19 protein-coding genes are annotated in these 21,588 nt (G+C 70.9%); 12 read left to right on the top strand and 7 right to left on the bottom strand.

Going from position 1 to position 21,588, the window contains the following annotated elements; genetic code table 11:
* Window positions 1-376: 376 nt before the first annotated feature.
* The gene (locus ACFHW1_RS17270; RefSeq protein WP_416554720.1) at window positions 377-1,783 is read right to left on the bottom strand and encodes an MGH1-like glycoside hydrolase domain-containing protein; all 1,407 of its coding nucleotides are present in this window, start codon (window positions 1,781-1,783) and stop codon (window positions 377-379) included.
* Between the two features lie 248 nt (window positions 1,784-2,031).
* Between ACFHW1_RS17270 and ACFHW1_RS17265 the strand changes: the two genes are divergently transcribed.
* Window positions 2,032-2,766, top strand: a complete 735-nt coding sequence (locus ACFHW1_RS17265; RefSeq protein ID WP_416554795.1) for an aldo/keto reductase — start codon at window positions 2,032-2,034, stop codon at window positions 2,764-2,766.
* A 112-nt stretch (window positions 2,767-2,878) separates the two neighbouring features.
* On the opposite strand, the gene ACFHW1_RS17260 is transcribed toward ACFHW1_RS17265, so the two are convergent.
* Both ACFHW1_RS17260 and ACFHW1_RS17255 read right to left on the bottom strand, forming a co-directional pair.
* The gene (locus ACFHW1_RS17260; protein ID WP_416554718.1) at window positions 2,879-4,018 is read right to left on the bottom strand and encodes a GH12 family glycosyl hydrolase domain-containing protein; all 1,140 of its coding nucleotides are present in this window, start codon (window positions 4,016-4,018) and stop codon (window positions 2,879-2,881) included.
* Window positions 4,019-4,110: 92 nt separating this feature from the next.
* Window positions 4,111-4,884, bottom strand: coding sequence for an IclR family transcriptional regulator (locus ACFHW1_RS17255; protein ID WP_416554716.1), 774 nt, complete (start codon window positions 4,882-4,884; stop codon window positions 4,111-4,113).
* A 64-nt stretch (window positions 4,885-4,948) separates the two neighbouring features.
* On the opposite strand from ACFHW1_RS17255, the gene eda reads away from it, so the two are divergent.
* The 4 genes from eda to ctaD all read left to right on the top strand — a co-directional run bounded on the left by eda (window position 4,949) and on the right by ctaD (window position 10,056).
* On the top strand, window positions 4,949-5,647 hold the full coding sequence (gene eda / locus ACFHW1_RS17250) for a bifunctional 4-hydroxy-2-oxoglutarate aldolase/2-dehydro-3-deoxy-phosphogluconate aldolase (protein WP_416554714.1): 699 nt from the start codon (window positions 4,949-4,951) through the stop codon (window positions 5,645-5,647).
* 90 nt (window positions 5,648-5,737) lie between these two features.
* Window positions 5,738-6,865, top strand: a complete 1,128-nt coding sequence (locus ACFHW1_RS17245) for a sugar kinase (RefSeq protein WP_416554712.1) — start codon at window positions 5,738-5,740, stop codon at window positions 6,863-6,865.
* 178 nt (window positions 6,866-7,043) lie between these two features.
* Window positions 7,044-8,159, top strand: coding sequence for an FAD-dependent monooxygenase (locus tag ACFHW1_RS17240; RefSeq protein WP_416554710.1), 1,116 nt, complete (start codon window positions 7,044-7,046; stop codon window positions 8,157-8,159).
* A gap of 136 nt (window positions 8,160-8,295) precedes the next feature.
* Window positions 8,296-10,056: a cytochrome c oxidase subunit I gene (ctaD, locus tag ACFHW1_RS17235; protein WP_278167436.1), complete on the top strand. Its 1,761-nt coding sequence runs from the start codon at window positions 8,296-8,298 to the stop codon at window positions 10,054-10,056.
* 89 nt (window positions 10,057-10,145) lie between these two features.
* Here the strand turns inward: ctaD and ACFHW1_RS17230 are convergent, their stop codons facing one another.
* The 4 genes from ACFHW1_RS17230 to ACFHW1_RS17215 all read right to left on the bottom strand — a co-directional run bounded on the left by ACFHW1_RS17230 (window position 10,146) and on the right by ACFHW1_RS17215 (window position 16,044).
* Window positions 10,146-11,342, bottom strand: a complete 1,197-nt coding sequence (locus ACFHW1_RS17230; RefSeq protein ID WP_416568324.1) for an MFS transporter — start codon at window positions 11,340-11,342, stop codon at window positions 10,146-10,148.
* An 81-nt stretch (window positions 11,343-11,423) separates the two neighbouring features.
* On the bottom strand, window positions 11,424-12,008 hold the full coding sequence (locus tag ACFHW1_RS17225) for a nicotinamidase (protein WP_416554708.1): 585 nt from the start codon (window positions 12,006-12,008) through the stop codon (window positions 11,424-11,426).
* Between the two features lie 69 nt (window positions 12,009-12,077).
* Entirely contained in the window at window positions 12,078-13,367 is a 1,290-nt protein-coding gene (locus tag ACFHW1_RS17220; protein ID WP_416554706.1) for a nicotinate phosphoribosyltransferase, read from the bottom strand.
* A 4-nt stretch (window positions 13,368-13,371) separates the two neighbouring features.
* Entirely contained in the window at window positions 13,372-16,044 is a 2,673-nt protein-coding gene (locus tag ACFHW1_RS17215) for a LuxR C-terminal-related transcriptional regulator (RefSeq protein ID WP_416554704.1), read from the bottom strand.
* A gap of 283 nt (window positions 16,045-16,327) precedes the next feature.
* Between ACFHW1_RS17215 and ACFHW1_RS17210 the strand changes: the two genes are divergently transcribed.
* From ACFHW1_RS17210 to ACFHW1_RS17180, 7 genes are all read left to right on the top strand, one after another.
* Window positions 16,328-17,734 (top strand): hypothetical protein, encoded by a 1,407-nt coding sequence (locus ACFHW1_RS17210; RefSeq protein ID WP_416554702.1) that lies wholly within the window; start codon window positions 16,328-16,330, stop codon window positions 17,732-17,734.
* 49 nt (window positions 17,735-17,783) lie between these two features.
* Window positions 17,784-18,074, top strand: a complete 291-nt coding sequence (gene clpS / locus ACFHW1_RS17205) for an ATP-dependent Clp protease adapter ClpS (RefSeq protein WP_416554700.1) — start codon at window positions 17,784-17,786, stop codon at window positions 18,072-18,074.
* Complete coding sequence (locus ACFHW1_RS17200) at window positions 18,071-18,580, top strand: DUF2017 domain-containing protein (protein WP_416554698.1); 510 nt, start codon at window positions 18,071-18,073, stop codon at window positions 18,578-18,580. Before clpS ends, ACFHW1_RS17200 begins: the two co-directional genes overlap by 4 nt.
* Window positions 18,581-18,650: 70 nt before the next feature.
* Complete coding sequence (locus tag ACFHW1_RS17195) at window positions 18,651-19,142, top strand: Mov34/MPN/PAD-1 family protein (RefSeq protein ID WP_416554696.1); 492 nt, start codon at window positions 18,651-18,653, stop codon at window positions 19,140-19,142.
* A 61-nt stretch (window positions 19,143-19,203) separates the two neighbouring features.
* Entirely contained in the window at window positions 19,204-19,521 is a 318-nt protein-coding gene (locus tag ACFHW1_RS17190; RefSeq protein WP_416554694.1) for a MoaD/ThiS family protein, read from the top strand.
* Window positions 19,522-19,531: 10 nt separating this feature from the next.
* Window positions 19,532-20,497, top strand: a complete 966-nt coding sequence (locus ACFHW1_RS17185) for a PLP-dependent cysteine synthase family protein (RefSeq protein WP_416554692.1) — start codon at window positions 19,532-19,534, stop codon at window positions 20,495-20,497.
* 259 nt (window positions 20,498-20,756) lie between these two features.
* Window positions 20,757-21,503 carry an MBL fold metallo-hydrolase gene (locus tag ACFHW1_RS17180; RefSeq protein WP_416554690.1) on the top strand — a complete coding sequence of 249 codons (747 nt, stop codon included), beginning with the start codon at window positions 20,757-20,759 and terminating at the stop codon, window positions 21,501-21,503.
* Window positions 21,504-21,588 lie beyond the last annotated feature (85 nt).

Genomic DNA, 21,588 nt, shown 5'->3' with positions numbered 1-21,588 from the left:
GGGTCGCCGTACGGCTTCGTGTGCAGGTTGCATCGCCCACCCCCCTGGCGGTAGCAGCGAATTACGGCGGACAGCGTCGAGTGCGCAGGATCGCGTCGTTCGTGCGGCCCGCCGGCAGGGAAGATAGATGCCCTGCCGGCGGGCCGGAACCCTCCGTGAGGCCGCCAGTCGCGCACCGTACGGTCGACTCCACCGCAATGTGCGAGGACGGCTACGAACAGTGAAAATTCGTCGTTCAGCAACCGTTTTCTGTCTGATTTGGGGCTTATAGCAGAATTATCGGTATCTGCGGGTGGTCGGCCGAATGGGTATTGGTATCGGGCAGACTGTCGGATCGGCGCTGGTCGACATGGCTCAACCTGCTACCGGCCAACGGCTAGTCGACCGGACCGCTGACCGGCGGAACCGTCCCTTCGCCGAGCAGATCGAGCACCAGTGCCGCAGTCCAGCTGAAAGCCGCTGATCCGACCCCGTCGCCGGTCTCCGGGTGGAAATACTCGTAGTAGCCGGACCGGCGGACCAGTTCCAGCATTGCGTCACGCAGCGTTTCGGCCTGATCCAGATGGCCATGCTCCCGAAGTCCCCGGCAGATCAGCCAGTTGATGTTGATCCACACCGGTCCGCGCCAGTAGCGCACCGGGTCGAAGTCGGCAGCGGAGCGGTCGTAGCTGGCCACCGGCATCGACGCAGACAGCCCGAACCGGTGCGACTGGGCCGTCGCCACCAACGCCGCGACTCGGTCGGGCGGTAGGTCGGGCAGGATCAGCGGGACCAGACCGCTCACGCAGCGTGCCGGACTGAGCCGTCCGGTCCGGACATCCCGGGCGTGGTACATGCCGGTCTGCGGGTTCCACAGTTGGTCGTCGACCGCCCGGGTGATCCGCGCGGCTCGGTCCAGGTGGACCGCCGGGTCGGCGCCGATCACGGCGGCGATCCGGGCGAGCGCGTGTTCGGCGGCGGCCAGCAACGCGTTGAAGGTCGGACATTCGACCACGAAATCGTGGCGGGCGGCGAGCTCGTCGTCCCGGTAGCCGCCGTCGCGGTAAGCCAGCGCCAGCGCGACGAACCGGGCGTAGTCCTCATCGGTCGGCCGGTGGGCCGCCGCGGCCACCCGGTTGTCGTGCCGCTGCCGCCCGACGAGCACGCCGAGGTCGGCCGGTACGGCGGCCAGCGCCGCATCCCAGGCCGGGCTGTTGTCCAGGCCGGACTCCCAGGGGTGCACGATGCTGGCCAACCCGTCCCCGCTGGCGTCGCGACAGCTCGACAGATAGTCCTGGGCGGCGACCAGCCGCGGGTAGAACCAGCGCAGCTCGGCTTCCGCCTGCGGCCCCGGTGCCCGTCGGTAGATTTCCCAGATGGCGAGGGCGTGGGCGGGCGGCTGGACGATGCCGGTGCCGTCCGGGTGCCCGGGACGGCGCAACGGCACCTGCCAGAAACCCGGTCCGGGAAAGTAGTCGTGTTCGGCGACGTCCGGGTCGAAGACGATGTGCGGGACCCGTCCGTCCGGCCACTGCGCCAGGAACAGGCTGCGCAGGTCGAGCCAGGCCCGGTCGGGGTCGATCCGGGCCAGGCCGATCGCGATGAACGCCGCGTCCCAGCTCCACTGGTGCGGGTAGAGGCTGCGCGACGGCACGGTGTGGTTGCGCGACCAGTTGGCGTCGAGCACGGCTCTGGCCATGTGCCACAGGTCGGCGGGCGTGCGTTCGGTGAGTTGTCCGGCCGGCGGCCGGTCCGTGACCGGGATCCTCGCGATGGCCGTGTGGGCGGTGCTGATACTGCTCATTCTTCCGTCCTGGTCAATCTCCGGCCGGGCCGTCGGCCAGGCAGGAACCACCGCCAGTGGTGGGGTGGTAACGACGAATGTACGCGCGGTGAACAGCATGTGCCCTTGTCGCAGGCAGCGGTAGGGTCTGTCGGCTACCGGACGATGAGTCGTCCGGTCAAGGAATACGGGCAGGTCGAAGGGGGTAGGCGGGGAGGATGGCAACGCATGGTGAGCAACCTGTGGCAATTCTGTCGTCCGGGGTCGGGATGCCGCTGCTCGGGTTCGGCACCTGGCAGGCGACGGGCGACGCCGGGTACCGGGCGGTCCGAGCGGCATTGGACGCCGGCTACCGACACGTCGACACCGCCACGATGTACGGCAACGAGGCAGAGGTCGGCCGGGCGATCAAGGACAGCGGAATCGCCCGGGACAAGATCTTCATCACCACCAAGCTGCCGCCCGAGCGGGTCGGGCGGGAGGCGGAGACGCTGGCTGCGAGCCTGGCCGCGCTGGGCACCGAGTACGTCGACCTGTGGCTGATCCACTGGCCACCGGCCGGTGGTGCCGGCGTGCCGACCTGGCGCGAGTTCGTCGCCCACCGGGATACCGGTGCGGTCCGGGCGATCGGTGTCTCCAACTACGGCCTCGACCAGATCGACGAACTGACCGAGGGGACCGGGGTGGTGCCGGCGGTCAACCAGGTGCCGTGGGCACCGGCGATGCATGATCCGCGGACGGTGGCCGAACACCGCGACCGCAGGGTGGTACTGGAGGGGTACAGCCCGTTCAAGAACACCGACCTCGCCGACCCGGTGCTGGCCCGGGTCGCCGCCGCCCACCAGGCGAGCCCAGCCCAGGTGGTGCTGCGCTGGCACATCCAGCACGGCATCGTGGTGATTCCGAAGTCCGTCACGCCGGAGCGGATCCGTACCAACGCCGACGTCTTCGGCTTCACACTGTCCGCCGACGAGATGGCCGCGATCGACGCCCTGCGCGACTGAGGCCCACTACCACCGGCTGCCGGGCGGGTAGGTCGCGGCGCTGTCCGGGATCCCGGGCCGGGCCTGCGGCGGACGCGTCACTCGCACCGCGGGCCGGGCCCGGGTCCGTGGATCAGCCGGTGGTGCAGGTGGTGCCGTTCAGGGTGAAGCTGTTCGGCGAGGAGTAGCTACCGCTGTAGCTGGCCTGGTAGCCGAACGAGGCGGTCCCCCCGGGGGCCAGCATGCCGTTCCAGCCCACGTTCCGAGCGGTCACCGACGATCCGCTCTGGGTGACGGTGGCGTTCCACGAGTTGCCGACCGTCTGCCCGGCCGGCAGTTGGTAGGCCAACGTCCAGCCGTTGATGGTGCCGCCACCGGTGTTGGTGACGCGTACGTCGGCGGTGTAGCCGTTGTTCCAGGTGTTCGCCGTGTAGCTGACCCGGCACCCGCCACCACCGGGCGGCTGACTGGTCGGCGGGGCGGTGGTCGGCGGGGCGGTGGTCGGCGGGGCGCCGCCGGTGGAGACCGAACCGGAGAAGGAGTTGACCCCGAGTCCGACGCCGCCGTTCCACGGCTCGAAGCCGGCCTGGACGCTGGTCAGGTACCAGGAGTTGGTGATCTGCCCCCGGGCCCGGACGTCGGCGATGAAATCGAGCACGTTGAAGCTCCAACTGGTGATCGACGACGGGGCCAGGTAGGACACCACGTTGTTGGAGCCGTTGCTGCCGGTCCAGACCTGCCAGCTGCGGCCGGCGACGGTGGCGTTGCCGACCGGTGAGCCGATCGGCTGGATGGAGCCCTGCCGGTGGAACCAGATCATGATCTCCATCTGGCTGACACCGTTGGTGCGCGGGGTCGGGTCGAGCCAGATGTCGTACGAGGCGTTGTACGTCCCGTTGCCGACGTACTGGTAGTTGATGCTGGTCGGTGCGTTGCTGATCCGGCTCACCTGGATCGGCATGTTGGTGCCGGGGGAGCAGTTGGTGTAGTGGCAGCCGTAGAAAATTGACGGGTACGACACCGGTGCGCCGTTGGTCGGTGAGCTGCCTTGCTGCGAGGTCACCGAGAAGCCGGTGCCGGTCACGTTGATGCACTGTTCGGCGGTGGTGCCCCAGCGGTTGTTCTGCACCACGTAGCGACCCTGAATGGTGGTGCTGCCGTACTGTTCGCAAATTCGTGTGTCGGCCTGGGCTGGCGTGGCGGCGACCACGGTGACGAGGCCGCCGGTGAGCAGCAGTACGGCTGCGGCGGCGGCGCGGATCGGACGTCTCATGGTTCTCCTTAGACCGTGGAGACGGCGGGTAGGAACCAACGTCGCGGGAGCGCTCCCATCACGGTAGATCACATCGACATACATGAAAAGAGTCAGTGGGAGATCAGCCCGCGGGCGGCGGCCACCTGGTCGGCGGCGGCCCGCAGCGCCTCGACCATCCGGGCTTCGCCGGCGGCGTCGATCCGGTTCGCCGGGACGGACAGGCTGATCGCGTCGCCGGCCGGCTGGCGCAGCGGCATCGCCATCGCCAGGCAGACGATCCCCTCGGTGTTCTCCTCCCGGTCCACGGCCCAGCCCTGGGCGCGGACCTCGGCCAGGGCGGCGTGCAGGGCGGCCTGGTCGGTGATGGTACGCCGGGTCATCCGGCGCAACGGCCAGCTCAGCAACTGGTCGACGGTGTCGTCCGGATGTTCGGCGAGCAGCGCCTTGCCCAGCGCGGTGGCGTGCGCCGGCAGGTGCCGGCCGATCGCGCTGTACAGCCGCAGCGGGTGCACCGACTCGCGCTTGGCCAGGTAGACCACGTGCGGGCCGTCCAGCCGGCCGAGATGGACAGTCTCACCGAACTGCCCGGCCAGCGCGTCGAGCACGCCGTCCAGCAGGCTGACGGCGTTGTCGGCGGCCAGGTACGCCGCGCCCACCTGCAGCGCCCGTACGCCCAGGCCGAACCGGGTGCCGGTGGGATCGGTCTCCACCCAGCCGCGATGCACCATCGTGCGCAGTATCCCGTGCAGGCTGCTCTTCGGGATCTGCAGGACCCGCGCCAGTTCGCCGAGGGACCGGCGGTCGGGGGCGGCGGCCAGCGCCTCCAGTACCTCCAACGTCCGGCCGGCGGACTTCACCGGCTGGAAACCCTCCTGCGCCGCCATGGCGGTCACTCTAACCAGCGCCGCACCGGTTGACAGCGATGTGCCACGGAGTATGGTCACGTATGTGACCGATGTTCATGATGCTGAACGTGAGTCAACCGGCCGAGAGACCGACCAGGGCGCGCACGACGGCGGCGACGTCGTCTCGGTGATCGGTGCGGGGCGGATCCTTCCGGTGGTCGTCCTGGCCGATCCGGCCGGTGCCGCGCCACTGGCCGAGGCGTTGCTCGCCGGCGGGCTGCGTACCGCAGAAGTGACCTTCCGCACCCCGGCGGCGGCGGACGCGATCGCGGCGATGGCCGGGCACCCCGGCATGCTGGTCGGTGCCGGCACCGTGCTCACCGTCGAACAGGTCGACCGGGCGGTCGACGCCGGCGCCCGGTTCGTGGTCAGCCCTGGCTTCGGACCTGCCGTCGTGCGCCGCTGCCAGGAGCTCGACCTGCCGGTCTTCCCCGGGGTGTCCAGCGCCACCGAGATCCAGATGGCCCTCGACGCCGGGCTGGACACGGTCAAGTTCTTCCCGGCCGAACAGCTCGGCGGGGTGGGCATGGTGTCCGCGCTCGCCGCGCCGTTCCGGTCGGTGCGCTTCATTCCGACCGGCGGGGTGAGCCCCGCCAACGTCGCGGACTACCTGGCCAACCCGGCGGTCCTCGCCGTCGGCGGCACCTGGATGGTCGCCCCCCGCCTGCTCGAGGCCGGCGACTGGGCCGAGGTGACCCGGTTGACCGCAGCCGCGGTCGCCGCTGCCCGCGCCGCCGACTGACCGGTTCGACCCGGCGTGGGACCGACCTTGACAAGGACCGGTTCGACCGCGATCAGGACCGGTCCGACCGTTTGACTGAGGAGTCGTGAGATGGCCGAACAGCACCCTGTCGACCGCGCCCCGCTGCACCCCCGGCCGGCCGCCGACTGTCGCTACGACCTGGTCTCGCTCGGCGAGGTCATGCTGCGGCTGGACCCGGGTGAGGGACGGGTGCGCACCGCCCGCAGCTTCCGGGCCTGGGAGGGCGGCGGCGAATACAACGTCGCGCGGGGGCTGCGCCGCTGCTTCCGCCTGCGTACCGCGGTCGTCACCGCGTTCGCCGACAACGAGGTCGGCCGCCTGCTGGAGGATCTGGTGCTGCAGGGCGGCGTCGACACCGCATACGTGCGCTGGCTGCCGTACGATGGGATCGGCCGCACCGTCCGCAACGGGCTCAACTTCACCGAGCGCGGCTTCGGGGTGCGCGGCGCGATCGGCACCTCCGACCGGGCAAACAGCGCGGCCAGCCAGTTGCGCCCCGAAGACGTCGACTGGGACCACCTGTTCGGTACCCTCGGCGTGCGTTGGCTGCACACCGGCGGCATCTACGCGGCCCTGTCGCCGACCACGCCGGACACGATCGAGGCGGCGATGACAGCCGCCCGCCGGCACGGCACGATCATCTCCTACGACCTGAACTACCGGCCCAGCCTGTGGAAGGCGGTCGGTGGACAGTCTCGGGCGCAGGAGGTCAACCGGCGGCTGGCCGGCTACGTCGACGTCATGATCGGCAACGAGGAGGACTTCACCGCGAGTCTCGGGTTCGCCGTGCCGGACACCGACGAGAGCCTCACCGACCTGGAGGTCGCCAACTTCCAGCGGATGATCACCGAGGTGACCGGGGCGTACCCGAACTTCAAGGTGGTGGCGACGACGCTGCGTACGGTGCGTTCCGCGACGGTGAACGACTGGGGTGCGGTCGCCTGGTCGGCACCGACCGGTTTCGTGTCCGCCACCCACCGGCCGGGCCTGGAGATCCTGGACCGGGTCGGCGGCGGTGACAGCTTCGCGTCCGGCCTGGTCTACGGTCTGCTTGAGCTGGGTGACCTGGCGGTCGCGGTGGAGTACGGTGCCGCCCACGGGGCGCTGGCGATGACCACTCCCGGGGACACCTCGACGGCCAGCCTCGAGGAGGTGGCGGCGCTCGCCGGTGGCGGTGGGGCAAGGGTGCAGCGCTGAGGGTCCCGCTGGCACCGATGAGCCGTTAAGATTGTCCATTGGTGGATGTTGCCCGGTGCCGTGGCGGGTGGCATTCGCGCGGAGCAAGCAGGGTGGGATGGGCCTACCGCAGGCAGTGTTGCCGGCAGTAGTCTCTTGGCTTCAATGAGTGTCTATTCCCCCGGAGGCGGCGCGGACCATGGCTCAACCACCCGTGCGCGTGCTCATCGTCGGTGCCAGCGTCGCCGGGCTGGCCGCCGCCCGGGCGCTGCGGCTGGCCGGCATCCGGCCCGAGCTGGTGGAGAAGCTGGCTCCGACCGTCGTTGCCGGCGCTGGGATCTTCCTGCCCGGCAATGCCATCCGCGCGCTTCGTGAACTCGGGCTGGACAATCCGTTGCGCCCGCTCGGCGCGGTGATCCGGCACCAGCGATTCCTCGACGCAACCGGTGCCGAGCTGTGCTCGGTCGATCTAAAACAGCTGTGGCAGGGGGTCGGGCAGTGCCGGGCGTTGCCCCGCGCCGACCTGCATCAGGTGCTACTCACCGGTGCCGGCGGCGAAGTGCGGTACCACACCGAGGTGTGCGACGTGGAGATCGGCGACGAGACCACCAAGGTCGCCTTCGGCGACGGTTCCTACGCCGAGTACGACCTGGTCGTCGGAGCGGACGGGCGCCGGTCGGCGGTCCGTCGACTGGCCGAGATCGGTGGCGCGCCGCACCCGGTCGGCCAGATCGCCTACCGCAGCGTGGTCAGCGGCGGTCCGGTGATCACCGAGTGGACGGCACTGCTCGGGCGACGGTCCGGCATCGCGCTCGCCCCGATGGGCTACGGCCGGGTCTACCTCTACGCCGACGAGCCGTTGCCGGCCGGCTCCGCCCCGCCGGCCGACCCGTTGGTCCGGCTCCACCAGCTCCTCGGTGACTACGGTGAGCCGGTGCCAGCGGTCCTCGACGCGGTGGAGAAGGTCCAGGTGGCCGTCACCGACGAGGTGGAGCTGAGCGGCTGGTCCCGGGGGAACGTGGTGCTCGTCGGGGACGCTGCCCACGCCACCGCACCGACCCTGTCCCAGGGGGCGGCGATGGCGTTCGAGGACGCGCTGGTTCTGGCCGAGGAGCTACGCGCCGCGCCGTCGGTCGTCGAAGCGCTCGCCAGGTACGAGAGCCGACGTCGGCCGCGTACCCAGTGGGTCCTGGACCGGACCCGCGACCGGGACCGGACCCGCGACGCCGCCCCGGCCCTGCGCGACCCGATGCTGCGTGCCAAAGGCGGCACCATCTTCCAGGAGCACTACCGGTTGCTCGTCGACCCGGTGTGAGCCGACCGGCAGCCCGCAGCGGGGCAGGCACCCGGCGTGCGGACCGGCGGTGAACGGGGACTATCCTGCCTGCGAGGCACGGCCAGCGGATCATCACCCCGGGCGCCGTGGGATTGACGAGAACCGGAGGCCATTCGTGACCACCGTCGCACCGAAGCCGATCGCCAGCCGGCCCTTTCCGGTCCGCAGGCCGGTCCGCGGCTCGGCCATGGCGCGGCTGCTGCGCACGACCGACGCGAAGCAGATCGGGATCATGTACATGATCACCGCCTTCGCGTTCTTCATGATCGGTGGCCTGATGGCCCTGATCATGCGTGCGGAGCTGGCCCAGCCGGGGATGCAGTTCCTCTCCCCGGAGCAGTACAACCAGCTGTTCACCATGCACGGCACGATCATGCTGTTGTTCTTCGCGACGCCGATCGTGTTCGCCTTCGCCAACTACGTTACGCCGATCCAGATCGGCGCGCCGGACGTTTCCTTTCCCCGGCTGAACAGCTTCGCCTACTGGCTGTACCTGTTCGGTGGCACCTTGGCGATGGGTGGCTTCCTCACCCCGGGCGGCGCCGCCGACTTCGGCTGGTTCGCGTACACCCCGCTGAGCAGCGTCGAGCACTCTCCGGGCGTCGGCGCCAACATGTGGATCGTCGGCTTGGCGATCTCCGGTCTGGGCACCATCCTCGGCGCGGTGAACATGATCACCACGATCCTGACCCTGCGCGCGCCGGGCATGACCATGTTCCGGATGCCGATCTTCACCTGGAACATCCTGGTCACCAGCCTCCTGGTGATCATGGTCTTCCCGCTGCTGGCCGCCGCGCTGTTCGCGCTCGCCGCCGACCGCATGCTCGGTGCCCACGTGTACGCGCCGGAGACCGGCGGGCCGCTGCTGTGGCAGCACCTGTTCTGGTTCTTCGGCCACCCCGAGGTGTACATCGTCGCGCTGCCGTTCTTCGGCATCATCAGCGAGATCATCCCGGTCTTCTCCCGCAAGCCGATCTTCGGCTACAAGGGTCTGGTGGCCGCCACGATCGCGATCGCCGCGCTGTCGATGAGCGTCTGGGCGCACCACATGTTCGCCACCGGCGCGGTGCTGCTGCCCTTCTTCAGCTTCCTGTCCTTCCTGATCGCGGTGCCGACCGGCATGAAGTTCTTCAACTGGATCGGCACCATGTGGCGGGGGCAGATCAGCTTCGAGACGCCGATGCTCTGGTCGATCGGCTTCCTGGTCACCTTCCTCTTCGGCGGTCTGTCGGGTGTCCTGCTGGCCAGCCCACCGATCGACTTCCACGTCTCGGACTCGTACTTCGTCGTCGCACACTTCCACTACGTGCTGTTCGGCACGATCGTGTTCGCGGTCTTCGCCGGCATCTACTTCTGGTTCCCGAAGTTCACCGGTCGGATGCTCGACGAGCGGCTGGGCCGAGTGCACTTCTGGCTGACCTTCGTCGGCTTCCACACCACCTTCCTGGTGCAGCACTGGCTCGGGGCCGAGGGCTTTCCCCGCCGGTACGCCGACTACCAGGCGATCGACGGCTGGACGACACTCAACATGATCTCCACGGTCGGCTCGTTCGTCACCGGCATCTCCACCCTGCCGTTCCTGTACAACGTGTGGAAGTCGTACAAGGCCGGACCGCTGGTCGAGGTCGACGACCCGTGGGGCCACGGGAACTCGTTGGAGTGGGCGACCAGTTGCCCGCCACCGCTGCGCAACTTCGACCGGATGCCCCGGATCCGCTCCGAGCGACCGGCGTTCGACCTGAAGTTCCCGGAGCTGGCCGCCGGCCACCACTCGGTCGCCGGCCCGCCGGAGGGCGGTGCCAAGCCGCTGACCAGCGAGTCGGACGGCGGTGCCACATACCAGGAGGACACCGCCAGCAACGTCGACCGGCGCTGACCCACTGGCCGGCGCTTACCCCACGATCGGTCTACGACGCGGCCCCGGGCGACATCGCCCGGGGCCGCGTCGGGTGTTCGGGCAGCCCGTCACCGCGGTGCCGGCACCCGGTCCGGCACCGGCCGGCGGCGCCACCGCATCGCGACCATCGGCAGCGCCAGCAGCAGCCCCGCCGCACCGATCGCCACGAACCCCCACGTCGGCGTACTGGCGTCGATCACCGCACCGGTCAGCGGTGCCCCGACGGCCATGCCCACGGTCAACGCCGAACCGTGCAGACCCATCGCCTCGCCGCGTACCGCCGCCGGGGCCAGCCGGGCGACCGCGTCGGACGTGGCGGCGATCGTCGGCGCGCAGAGCAGCCCGGCCGGGGCCAGGGCCAGCCCGAGCGTCCACCAGTGCCCGGCCCCGAGCCCGACCGGGACCGTGGCGGCGGCCAGCGCGACCATCAACCCAACCGGCGGCACCGCACGCCGGGTCGCACCGTAGGCGAACCCGCCGACCAGGGAGTACGCCCCCCAGCCGGCGAGCACGACGCTGGTCCAGGCCAACTGGTCGCTCTCCCGCAGCGCGGCGATCAACGCCACGTCGGTGCCGCCGAGCACCAACGTCGACGCCGTGCCGACCGCGAGTACCCCGAACAACTGCGGGGTCAGCCAGTCCCGGCGGGCGATCCGGGTGCCAGCCCGGTCGGCTTCCTCGTGCCGGGCCCGGATCGGCGGGTCGACGACAAACAGCGCCAGCCCGGCGGCGACCAGGCCAGCGCCGACCGCGACCATCGCGATCCGGGGGGAGACCGCGGTGGCGAGCAGCACCGCCAGCGCCGGGCCGACCATGAAGGAAAGCTCGACCGACATCGAATCCAGGGCGTACGCCGGACGGCGCTGTTCCGCCGGGACCAGCGCGGCCAGCGACTGCCGGATCACCGAGAACACCGGCAGGCTGAGCAGGCCGGCGACGACCGCGGCGACCAGCAACGCGGGGTACGGCAGCGCCTGCGCCACGGTCCAGAAGACGCCCTGGGCGGTGACCGAGACGACCAGCGCCGGGCGTAACCCGCGTCGGTCGACCAGCCGACCCAGCAGCGGTGCGCCGATCGCGGCCCCGATGGTCAACGCGGTACCGGCCAAACCGGCGGCGGCGTACCCCCGGCCCAGGCCCAGCACGACGTACAGGGTCAGCGCCACACCGGCGGCGGTGTTCGGCATCCGGGCCAGCACCGACAGGGCGAGCAGCCGGGCCACCCCGGGCAGCGCGAGCGCCTGCCGGTAAGGAGTCAAATTCATCGACAGTGTTACCTCCGGCCGGCATCATGCCCGCCGGGTACGACGTCGGCCAGCCGATATCCGGGCCGGCTTTCCGGCGGGTCAGGTCGGACGCAGCACCGGGGAACCGGTCAACGTCACCCCGGCGGCCCGCATCGCGTCCACCGCCACCTCGGTGGTATCCCGGGCCACCCCGGCGGTCAGGTCGAGCAGCACGGTGGTATCGAAGCCGGCCCGGGAGGCGTCCAGCGCGGTCGCCCGTACACAGTGGTCGGTGGCGATGCCGACCACGTCGACCCCGGTGATGCCGTGTTCCCACAGCCAGTCGGCCAGGCCGGTGCCGTCGTCGCTGTGGCCCTCGAAGCCCGAGTAGGCCGCCGCGTACTGGCCCTTACGGAAGACTGCCTCGATCCGATCGGTGGCCAGCCCGGGATGGAACTCGTCCCCGCCGGTGCCCACCACGCAGTGCGCCGGCCAGGTGTCGACGAAGTCCGGCGGGTCGCCGAAGTGCGCGCCGGGGTCGACGTGGTAGTCCTTGGTTGCCACCACGTGCCGCCACCGCTGCTGCGGTGCCTCGGCGACGGTCTGGGAGATCGCCACCGCCACATCGGTGCCGCCGCCCACCGCGAGTGAGCCACCTTCACAAAAGTCGTTCTGTACGTCAACGATGATCAGTGCCCGGTGCATGCTCGTCGTCCTCCTGCTGCTGACTTCTGCATGGTCGATTACCAGCCGCTACCGGTCGCGGCCCGGCGGTCACTGGACGGCGGGCACGACGGTCACCGGGATGGTTGGATCTCCGGCGGACAGCTTCAGCCCTTCCCACGGTATCGAGATGAGGCAGCGGCGCAGGTGCTCGCGGGACTCGTCGAGGGTCGGCCGGGTCCGCGCCTCGCCAGCGGCGACAAAGGACCGTTGCAGCACCCGGTCACCGTTTGCCCGGTCCGGGACTCCCTGCGAGACGACAATCTCCTCGGTGGCGGTGCCGGTCGGCTTGTGCCGGCGTACCGCCACCTTCCGGCCCCCGACAGTGGCCTTGTTCTCGGAGCGCTTGACCACCGGCCGGCCGTCGACCTCGACCAGCTTGTACACCAGCCGGGCGGTCGGCGCGCCGGAGCCGGTCACCACTGCGGTGCCGGCACCGTACATGTCGACCGGCTCGGCGGCGAGCGAGGCGATCGCGTGCTCGTCGAGATCACCGGAGACAATGATCTTGGTCTCGGTGGCGCCGAGCGAGTCGAGCAGCTCCCGGGACTGTTGCGCCAGGACCGACAGGTCGCCGGAGTCGATCCGGATCGCCCGCAGGTCCGGCCCGGCGACCTCGATCGCATTACGGATGCCCTGGCTGATGCTGTAGGTGTCGACCAGCAGTGTGGTGTCCCGCCCGAGCGTGGCCACCTGTGACGCGAACGCCGCCCGTTCGTCGTCGTGCAGCAGGGTGAACGCGTGCGCCGAGGTTCCCGCGGTCGGGATGCCGTACCGGGCACCCGCCGCCAGGTTGGACGTGGCCGCGAAACCGGCCAGGTACGCGGCCCGGGCCGCCGCCACCGCCGCCTCCTCGTGGGTGCGCCGCGAACCCATCTCAATCACCGGCCGGCCGCGGGCGGCGGTCACCGCCCGCGCCGCCGCCGCCGCGATCGCGCAGTCGTGGTTCAGCACCGACAGCACCAGAGTCTCCAGCAGGACGCACTCGGCGAACGTGCCGGAGACGGTGAGGATCGGCGAGTTCGGGAAGAACAATTCTCCCTCGGCGTACCCGTCGACGTCCCCGGTGAACCGGTAGTCGGTCAGCCACTGTGCGGTGCCGGCGTCGACCACCGCGCGGTCCCGCAGGTGTCGGACGGTTTCCGCGTCGAAGCGGAAGTCCCGGATCAGGTCGACCAGCCGACCGGTGCCGGCCACCACACCGTACCGGCGGCCGGTCGGCAGCCGCCGGGCGAAGACCTCGAACACGCAGTGCCGGTGCGCGCTGCCGTCCGCCAACGCGGCGGCGAGCATGGTTAGCTCGTAGTGGTCGGTCAGCAGAGCAGGGCTGGCGCTGGTCACCTGGCTACTGTACGGCCGCCCGGCCGGTGCGGCCCGGCCCGGCCTGGCCCGGCGGCCCCGGCTCGTCGGGCAGAGCGCGCACCGCCTCGGCCAGGTTGGCACGCCCGGTCACGCCGAGCTTGCCGTACGCCCGTTGCAGATGGTTCTCCACGGTGCGGGGCGACAGGAACAACCGCTGGGCGATCTCCCGGCTGGCGACGCCGGCCGCCGCCAGCTTCGCCACCTGGTGCTCCCGGTCGGTCAGGTTGGGCAGGCCGGCCAGCAACGCCGGGGTACGCACGTCGACGCACTGGCCGAGCGACCGGCCGAGCAGCATGTTGGTCTGCCCGGTGACCGGCGACCGGGCCAGCCGCTGCCGCCGTACCGCCATCGCGGCGGACTCGGCGGCGAACAGGTGCAGCCCGAGGCCGGCGAAGCCGCTGGCAGCGCGCAGCAGGGCACCGTACGGTCCGTTGGTGGCGCCTTGTGCCTGGCGCAGGACCAGCGGCGGCAGTGGGCCTTCGACCACCTTGGCGAGCTCGGTCAGCCGGTCCACCGCCAGGTCGGCCCGGTCCAGCCGGACCAGGTCGTGCAGCACCATCACCTCGTGGCCGGCGAACCCGTCGGTACGCAGCCGGGCCGCCAACTCCCGCAGCATGTCGACCGCGCCGGTGACGTCCCCCTCGGCGACTGCCACCCAGCAGCGCGCCTGCTCCCGCCACGGGTACAGGATGGCCATCCCGGGCATCTGCGCCCGGTCCGAGTCGGCCATCGCCGCAGCGGCCTGGGCCGCCTCGCCACGCAGGGCGGCCGCGTGTGCCCGTTCGGCGTGGGCCAGCCCGGCGTACACCCGGCCGGTGGCCAACGTGGCGCACGCCTGCAGGCTGTGTCGCAGCGCCTCGTCGAGCCGGCCGCGCAGCCGGGCGGCCTGCGCCCGGATCACCGACAGGTAGCCGGACCCGAGCCGGAAGTCACCGGCGTCGGCCAGGTCGGCGAACTCCTCGGCGACGATCGTCTCGATCCCGGGCAGCTCCCCGGCGAGCACCAGCCGGGTGCCGCGAGCGAGTTCCAGTGCCAGCTGAAGGTAGGGAAGTTCGGTTCGCCAGTGCGGGGCGTCGGCCACGACCCGGGCGATGGCCCGGCCGCTGCCGGTCAGGTCGCCCTGCGCGGCCTGTAGGTGGGCGATGGTGCACTGGGCCAGCCCGTGGGCGGCGGGACTGGCCGCCGGCCGGGCGAGTACGGCGCGGGCCAGCCGCAGCGCGGCGTCACACTCCAGCCGGTGCAGCCGCATGATCGCCTCGAACGAGTCGACCCGGACCCGCTCGGCCGGGTCGGTCAGCTCGCGGGCACCGGCCGCCAGGTCCTCCGGCGTCGACTCGTTGCCGAGCCCCCAGTAGGCGACCAGTCCCAGCACCATCAACCAGCGGCTGCGTCGTTTGTCGGTGGTGACCTCGTCGCGGACCGCCTCGATGGTGGCCAGCGCCCGCTCCGGCTCGTCTCGGAACATCAGGATGGTCGCCCACAGCTCGGCGGCGTCGAACCCGCCGCCGGCGTCGTACGCTCGGGCGGCCAGCCGGTCCGCCAGTGGGACGTCGTACCCGGCGAACGCCCGGCCGGCAGCGTCGAGCAGCATCGCCGGGTCGTCGGCGGTGTTCGACTCGAGCCGCCAGACGGCGACCCGCAGCAGGTCCTCCCGGCGGCGTGCCCCTACCCCGTCCACGAGCGAAGCGAGCTGCGCCTGCAGCCGCTGCGCCCGGGTGACCGGGCATCGGCGGCGCACCACCTCGCCGTACAGCGGATGGGCCATGTGCACGTCCTGCCGGCGGTCGTCGACGTCGACCCGGATCAGTCCTCGTTCCTCGGCGGCCTCCACATCGGCGTGCCGGCTGGTCCGCAGCAGCAGCCGCAGCCCGATCGGCTGGCCGAACGCCACCAGCTCGACGACGCCGCGGACCGGCGGGCTGAGCTGGCCGATCCGGGTGTCGATCAGGTCAGTCAGGCTCGGCGCCAGCTCCAACCGGCCGGTCCACCGCCACACCCCGTACGTCTGGGTCAGCTCCTGCCCGGACTGGGCGGCGATGACGAGCTCCCGCAGCAGCAGCGGGTTTCCCTCGGACAGCCGCCACAGCCGTTCGGCCGAGGTCGGGTCCAGCGGTCCACCGAGCAGTTCCATCAGCAGGCCAGTGCTGTCGACGACGTCCAGTGGCGCCAGCTCGTCGTGTACCACCAGATCGTCGGCCCACAGTGCCCGGATCGGCAGCGGCACCGGCTCGCCGCTGAGCAGCGTACCCAGTACAGTGGCCCGACCGGAGCGGGCGATCAGGTTCGCCGCCGCCGCCGAGGAGGGGTCGAGCAGATGCGCGTCGTCGATGGCGAGCACGATCGGCCGGCCTGCGGCCCGTTGTCGTAGCGACTCGACGGCCCACCGCAGTAGCGCCGAGGGGGACAACCCGGGTGGCTGGTTCGCCGGGAGCACCTGGGCGAGGCCGGCGAACGGCAGGCCCGCGGCGCTGACGCTGCCCGAGGCGGACCAGACCGCGTAGCTCTTGGTCGGCAGTCTACCTACGACTTCGCGCAACAGCCGACTCTTGCCGATCCCGGCGGAGCCACTGAGGATCAGGCCGCGACCGCCGTCGGTGGCGGCGGCGAACAGCCGGTCGAGCTCTTCGGACCGTCCTACGAAGCTCCACAGGCCCATGGCAGGGGAGCATATAGAACGGTCGCCAAGGGGGAAGGGTCGGTCACGGATCGCAGTTGAGTATGAAGTGTTCGGTCAGTGAGTAGCGACAGTCGTCGCTGTGTAGGTGATTGTGCACGTAGCGTCGGTGGACTGGTAATTCGTGGCGATGACGCCCGAAGGAGCTCGTCTTGTGGAGTCCGTGACAGTACCGGCGAATCGCCCGGCCACCCGCGCCGCCGCCCGCGTTCCCCGGCAGCGCAGGCAGCCGCGCCGCCCGGGTGACCTGGTTGTGGAGTAGCCGATGGCCGCCCCGGCGCCGCCGCCCCCACCGGCCGACGAACCGGTCGCGGCCGTCGTGGTCGGAGCCGCCGCCAGTAGCCGCTCGGCCGTGCTGACCGCGTTTGTCGACGGTGAACCGCTGCCCGATCTGCGTCCGCCCGAGAGTTTCCTGGTCGTCCGGCACGGTACGGTCGAGCGGATCGCGGCATATCTGCCCGGCTGGTCGCAGCCGTGGATCGTCCCGGCGCGGTCAGCGCGGTCCGGTGCCAACCTGGCCCTGCCCCGTCCACCGCGCCGGGTCGAGGTGATCCGGCCGGATGCCTCGCTGCGCCGGCTCAGCCTGGTCGATTCGCCCGACCTGGAGACGCTCCGGTCGGCCGGCGCGACGGTGCTGCTCGACACGGCGGTACGCGGCGGCGCGCTGGTCTTCGTGGTTGGTGCCGGGCCGCCGCCCGGGCAGATCGAACACGAACTGCTGCGCCGGACGCTGGGTGCCGGTGTCGCGGTGTTCGTCGCGATCACCGCGGCCGGCGTACAGAGCGCGGGCGGGTCGTTCCAGCGGGCCGAGCTGCTCGCCGCTGTTCCGGAGCTGGAACAGGCACCCTGGCATTCGGTCGACGCGGCAACCGGCGATGCGGTGTTTCTCCGCCGGGAGGTGACCGACTGGGCAGCCCGGGAGGCGCTGCACCGGGCCGGCGCCGGTCTGGCCGATCAGCTGGCGTTCGACGAGCCACTGACACTGCCATCCGGCGGGCCGGCAGTCGGCTGGTCCGAGCGGCTGGACCGGGTGGTGCGACGGATCGGCCAGCGGGTGCGGCACACCCTGGCGATCGAGCTGGCCAACCTGCACCTGGCTGCCGTCCGCGAGTTGTTGTTCGGCGGTGGACCGGCCGGGATACCCGGCTTCCTGGACCGCGAGCTCCTGACCCTGTCGTTGCACGCCAGCGCGGCCTGTGCCGCCGGCGTGGACGACGCGGTGGACGAGGCGGTCGAGCAGGTGTTCGGGCCGGACCCGGCACAGCGGCTCGGACCGCTGCTGCGCGAGCAGCTCCGCGGCCGGCTGCTCGGGGATCCGCCCAGGGCGGTCGCGGAAGGACTCCTGACGACCGCCGCGGGCCGGTGCGAGCCGGTGCCGTCCACCGTCGCCGGGCCGTCCACCATGGTGGTGGATGTCTTCGCCGCGTACCCGGTGCAGCGGTCCCGGTGCACGGTGCCGCCGATCGGCGTCGCGCTCGCCGCCGACTGCTGGCATCCGCGCGGTGGACCGTCCGGGATGGCGCCGGACCAGGCCCGGTCCTGGATCCAGCAGGCGCTGCGGGCGGTGGAGATCGCGCTGTCCCAGGAGATCGCGTTGCGGTTCGCCGCAGTACGGCGTGGCCTGGCCAACCTGTTGGCTGATGCGATCGACAGCGGCGACGCGCCGGGCTGACCGCGGTGGGCGTTGTCCGCCCCGGCCCCACCGATGGCACGATGGGGGAATGGCGGCTCCCCAGGTTGCTCCGGTCGAGACGCCGGACACGGTCGAGACGCCAGGTGACGAACGCCTGTGGGTGACCATCGTCTGGGACGATCCGGTCAACCTGATGACGTACGTGACCTGGGTCTTTCAAAAGTTGTTCGGGTACAGCCAGGCCAAGGCGGAGGAGTTGATGCTCGACGTGCACAACAAGGGCCGGGCGGTGGTGTCCAGCGGCGCCCGCGAGCGGATGGAGCTCGACGCGTCCCGGCTGCACGCCTACGGGCTCTGGGCGACGGTCGACCGGGCATGAGCATGTTCCGGCGCCGCAACGGGCGCGTCGTGGCCGTCTTCTCCCCCGACGAGGTACGGGTGTTGCGCAAGGTCGCCGGTGAGGTGGTGAACCTCCTCACCGACGGGTTCGAACGGGACGACCCGGTGGTCGACCGGCTGTTTCCGGACATCTACCCGGACGATCCGGCGAGCTCGGCGGAGCTGCGGCGATACACCGAGAGCGACCTCAAGACGGCAAAGATCGACCAAGCGGGCGCCGTGCTCGCCGCGTTGCCGGCCGACGCCGGCGACACGGGCGCGGAGGTCCGCCTGGACGGCGAGGCGGCCGAGGCGTGGCTACGCGCGATCAACGACGCCCGGCTGGCGATGGGCGTCCGGTTGCAGGTGCGGGCCGACACCGATCTCGGCGCTGAGCTGGCGGCGGCCGAGCGGGACGATCCGTCGTCGAGCCGGCTGTACCAGCTGTCGGTCTACGCCTATCTGGGCTATCTGCAGGAGTCCCTGCTCGGCGCGTTGCTCGACTAGTGTCGACGAGCGTGACGACCGCCACGGGCCGGCCGGGCCGGAGAAGCGGAGAAGGCGGTAGGCTGGGGTGGTGCTGAGCATCGACCGGTCGATCATCGACGCGATCGTCGCCCATGCCCGCCGGGACCACCCTGACGAGGCGTGCGGCGTCGTCGCCGGTCCGGCCGGCTCGGACACGCCGACCCGGCACATCCCGATGCAGAACGCGGCCCGCTCGATGACGTTCTACCAGTTCGACTCGATGGAGCAGTTGCATCTGTGGCGGGAGATGGACGACCGGGACGAGGAGCCGGTGGTGATCTACCACTCGCACACCGCGACCGAGGCGTACCCGTCCCGCACCGATGCGGCGATCGCCGGCTGGCCCGAGGCCCACTACCTGCTGGTCTCCACCCGTGACCCGGAGGTCACCGAGATCCGGTCGTTCCGCATCGTGGACGGCGTGGTGACCGAGGAGCCGGTCAATCTCATTGACGCCGGTGTCGACCCGCACGCGGTGCAGTCGTACCTGTTCGGGCAGACCCCGACCACGGTCGACTACGAGTGTTCGTCCGGCCGCTGACACCTGGCGCCGTACCGCACCGCGATCTGGTCCGACCTACCGTTGCAATAGGAGCACGTCAATGTCTATCGAAGTTCGCGTCCCCACCATCCTGCGTAGCTACACCGGCGGCGCCAAGGTCGTCGAAGGCACGGGGGACACCCTCGCCGCCCTGCTGAACGACCTCGACGCCAAGCACTCCGGCCTGCGTGGCCGGCTGGTCACCGACGAGGGCAACCTGCACCGGTTCGTCAACATTTACGTCAACGACGAGGATGTCCGTTTCCTCGGCGCGCTCGACGCCAAGGTCGCCGACGGGGACACCGTGACGATCCTGCCCGCGGTGGCCGGCGGCGCGAGCGACGTCGCCCCGGCCGCCACCGACACCATCAGCGGCTGAGCGGCCCGCCATGACGCGCTACGACAGCCTGCTCGACGCGTGTGGCGGCACCCCGCTGGTCGGCCTGCCCCGGCTCTCCCCGGTGGTGCCCGACGGGGCGCCGCCGGTACGGCTGTGGGCCAAGCTGGAGGACCGCAACCCGACCGGCAGCGTCAAGGACCGGGCGGCAATGTTCATGGTCCGCGCCGCCGAACAGGCCGGGCAGCTCCGGCCCGGCGACACCATCCTCGAACCCACCAGTGGCAACACCGGGATCTCACTCGCCATGGTGGCGAAGCTGCGCGGCTACCGGCTGGTCTGCGTGATGCCGGAGAACGTCTCCGCCGAACGGGTCCAACTGCTTCGGATGTACGGCGCCGAGATCATCTTCTCGCCGGCCGCCGGCGGCTCCAACCAGGCGGTGGCCACCGCCAAGCAAATCGCCGCCGAGCACCCTGACTGGGTGATGCTCTACCAGTACGGCAACAGCGGCAACGCCCAGGCGCACTACGAGACCACCGGGCCGGAGCTGCTGCGCGACCTACCCACGGTCACCCACTTCGTCGCCGGGCTCGGCACCACCGGCACCCTGATGGGCACCGGGCGCTACCTGCGGGAGAAGGTCGACGGCATCGAGGTGGTCGCCGCCGAGCCCCGCTACGGCGAGCTGGTGTACGGGTTGCGCAACATCGACGAGGGCTACGTGCCGGAGCTGTACGACGCGAACGTGCTCACCCGGCGGTTCTCGGTGGGTACCCGCGACGCGGTGCTGCGGACCCGGCAGTTGGTCGAGGTGGAGGGGCTCTTCGTCGGCTTCTCGACCGGTGCCGTACTGCACGCCGCGCTCGCCGTCGCGCACGAGGCGGTCAACGCCGGCCGCCGCGCCGACGTGGCGTTCCTGGTCGCCGACGGCGGCTGGAAGTACCTCTCCACCGGTGCGTACGGCGGCACGCTGTCCGACGCCGAGGAAGCGCTGGAAGGTCAGCTCTGGGCCTGAGGCGCACCGGCGGCATGGTTTGTGCTCCGGCGCTCCGGTGCAAATGATTGGTTGCGCTATGGGCGATCCTGGGGCGGGTTGTCGAAGTCGCTCCAGTTGTTCGCGCTTCGGTGTCACGTTGACGACAAGTTGCAGCGGATCTTTCATTCCGCCGCTGGCCGCGGCGTAGGCTGCCGAGCGTGGCAGAGCCGCTGGTGGAGATCTTCGATGGCATGAACGGCGCATCGCCGGTGTCTCACCGCGATCGTGGGAACAGTTGATGCGTCTGACCGTACTCGGCTGCGCCGGGAGTTTCCCCGGGCCCGAGGCCGCCTGTTCGGCCTACCTGATCGAGGCGGACGGGTTCCGCCTGCTCGTCGACTTCGGCTCGGGTTCGCTGTCCGCCCTGCAGCGGTACGTCGGCCTGCACGCGGTCGACGCGATCCTGCTCACCCACCTGCACTGCGACCACATGCTCGACGCCTGCACCTACGTGGTGGTGCGGCGCTACGCCCCGGACGGCCCGTACCCGCCGCTGCCAGTCTACGCCCCGGCCGGCGCGCCCGACCGGATCGCCACCGCGTACAACATCAGCGGCGAGCCGGTCGACGACGTCTACACCTTCTACGGCCTGCAGCCCGGCAGCTTTCCGATCGGCCCGCTGCAGGTCACCGTCGACCGGGTCAACCACCCGGTGGAAACCTACGGGGTACGCGTGGAGCACGGCGACCGGGTGCTGACCTACTCGTCGGACACGGCACCCTGTGAGGCGCTGCTGCGGCTGGCCCAGGACGCGCACGTCTTCCTCTGCGAGGCGAGCTACCTCGACGGGGTGGACAACCCGCCGGACCTGCACCTGACCGGCCGGGAGGCCGGGGAGGCCGCAACCAAGGCGGGGGTCGGTCGGCTGCTGCTGACCCATCTGGTCACCGCCTGGGGCAGCGAGGCGTTGACGTTCGAGGCGGCGGCATCGAGCTTCGACGGGCCGGTCGAGATCGTCCGGGCCGGCGCCCACTACGAGGTCTGACCGGTCGACACCGGCCAACGGTTCTTTTGCCGCAGAGTTCGCCCGCTGGTCAACGCGGCGTAGCCTCGGCCACCCGCACAGGCGA

Origin of the sequence: Micromonospora sp. LOL_014 (assembly GCF_048060245.1) — a bacterium.
Taxonomy (GTDB): domain Bacteria; phylum Actinomycetota; class Actinomycetes; order Mycobacteriales; family Micromonosporaceae; genus Micromonospora_E.
This window is presented reverse-complemented; position numbering and strand designations above follow the sequence as displayed.

Coding starts and splice junctions, on each gene's coding strand:
- ACFHW1_RS17260 (WP_416554718.1), bottom strand. CDS start 4,018: ATGAGACGTCCGATCCGCGCCGCCGCCGCAGCCGTACTGCTGCTCACC.
- ACFHW1_RS17230 (WP_416568324.1), bottom strand. CDS start 11,342: ATGAATTTGACTCCTTACCGGCAGGCGCTCGCGCTGCCCGGGGTGGCC.
- ACFHW1_RS17190 (WP_416554694.1), top strand. CDS start 19,204: ATGTCTATCGAAGTTCGCGTCCCCACCATCCTGCGTAGCTACACCGGC.
- ACFHW1_RS17245 (WP_416554712.1), top strand. CDS start 5,738: ATGGCCGAACAGCACCCTGTCGACCGCGCCCCGCTGCACCCCCGGCCG.
- ACFHW1_RS17225 (WP_416554708.1), bottom strand. CDS start 12,008: ATGCACCGGGCACTGATCATCGTTGACGTACAGAACGACTTTTGTGAA.
- ACFHW1_RS17210 (WP_416554702.1), top strand. CDS start 16,328: ATGGCCGCCCCGGCGCCGCCGCCCCCACCGGCCGACGAACCGGTCGCG.
- ACFHW1_RS17180 (WP_416554690.1), top strand. CDS start 20,757: ATGCGTCTGACCGTACTCGGCTGCGCCGGGAGTTTCCCCGGGCCCGAG.
- clpS (WP_416554700.1), top strand. CDS start 17,784: ATGGCGGCTCCCCAGGTTGCTCCGGTCGAGACGCCGGACACGGTCGAG.
- ACFHW1_RS17270 (WP_416554720.1), bottom strand. CDS start 1,783: ATGAGCAGTATCAGCACCGCCCACACGGCCATCGCGAGGATCCCGGTC.
- ACFHW1_RS17185 (WP_416554692.1), top strand. CDS start 19,532: ATGACGCGCTACGACAGCCTGCTCGACGCGTGTGGCGGCACCCCGCTG.
- ACFHW1_RS17200 (WP_416554698.1), top strand. CDS start 18,071: ATGAGCATGTTCCGGCGCCGCAACGGGCGCGTCGTGGCCGTCTTCTCC.
- ACFHW1_RS17215 (WP_416554704.1), bottom strand. CDS start 16,044: ATGGGCCTGTGGAGCTTCGTAGGACGGTCCGAAGAGCTCGACCGGCTG.
- ACFHW1_RS17240 (WP_416554710.1), top strand. CDS start 7,044: ATGGCTCAACCACCCGTGCGCGTGCTCATCGTCGGTGCCAGCGTCGCC.
- ACFHW1_RS17265 (WP_416554795.1), top strand. CDS start 2,032: ATGCCGCTGCTCGGGTTCGGCACCTGGCAGGCGACGGGCGACGCCGGG.
- ACFHW1_RS17255 (WP_416554716.1), bottom strand. CDS start 4,884: ATGGCGGCGCAGGAGGGTTTCCAGCCGGTGAAGTCCGCCGGCCGGACG.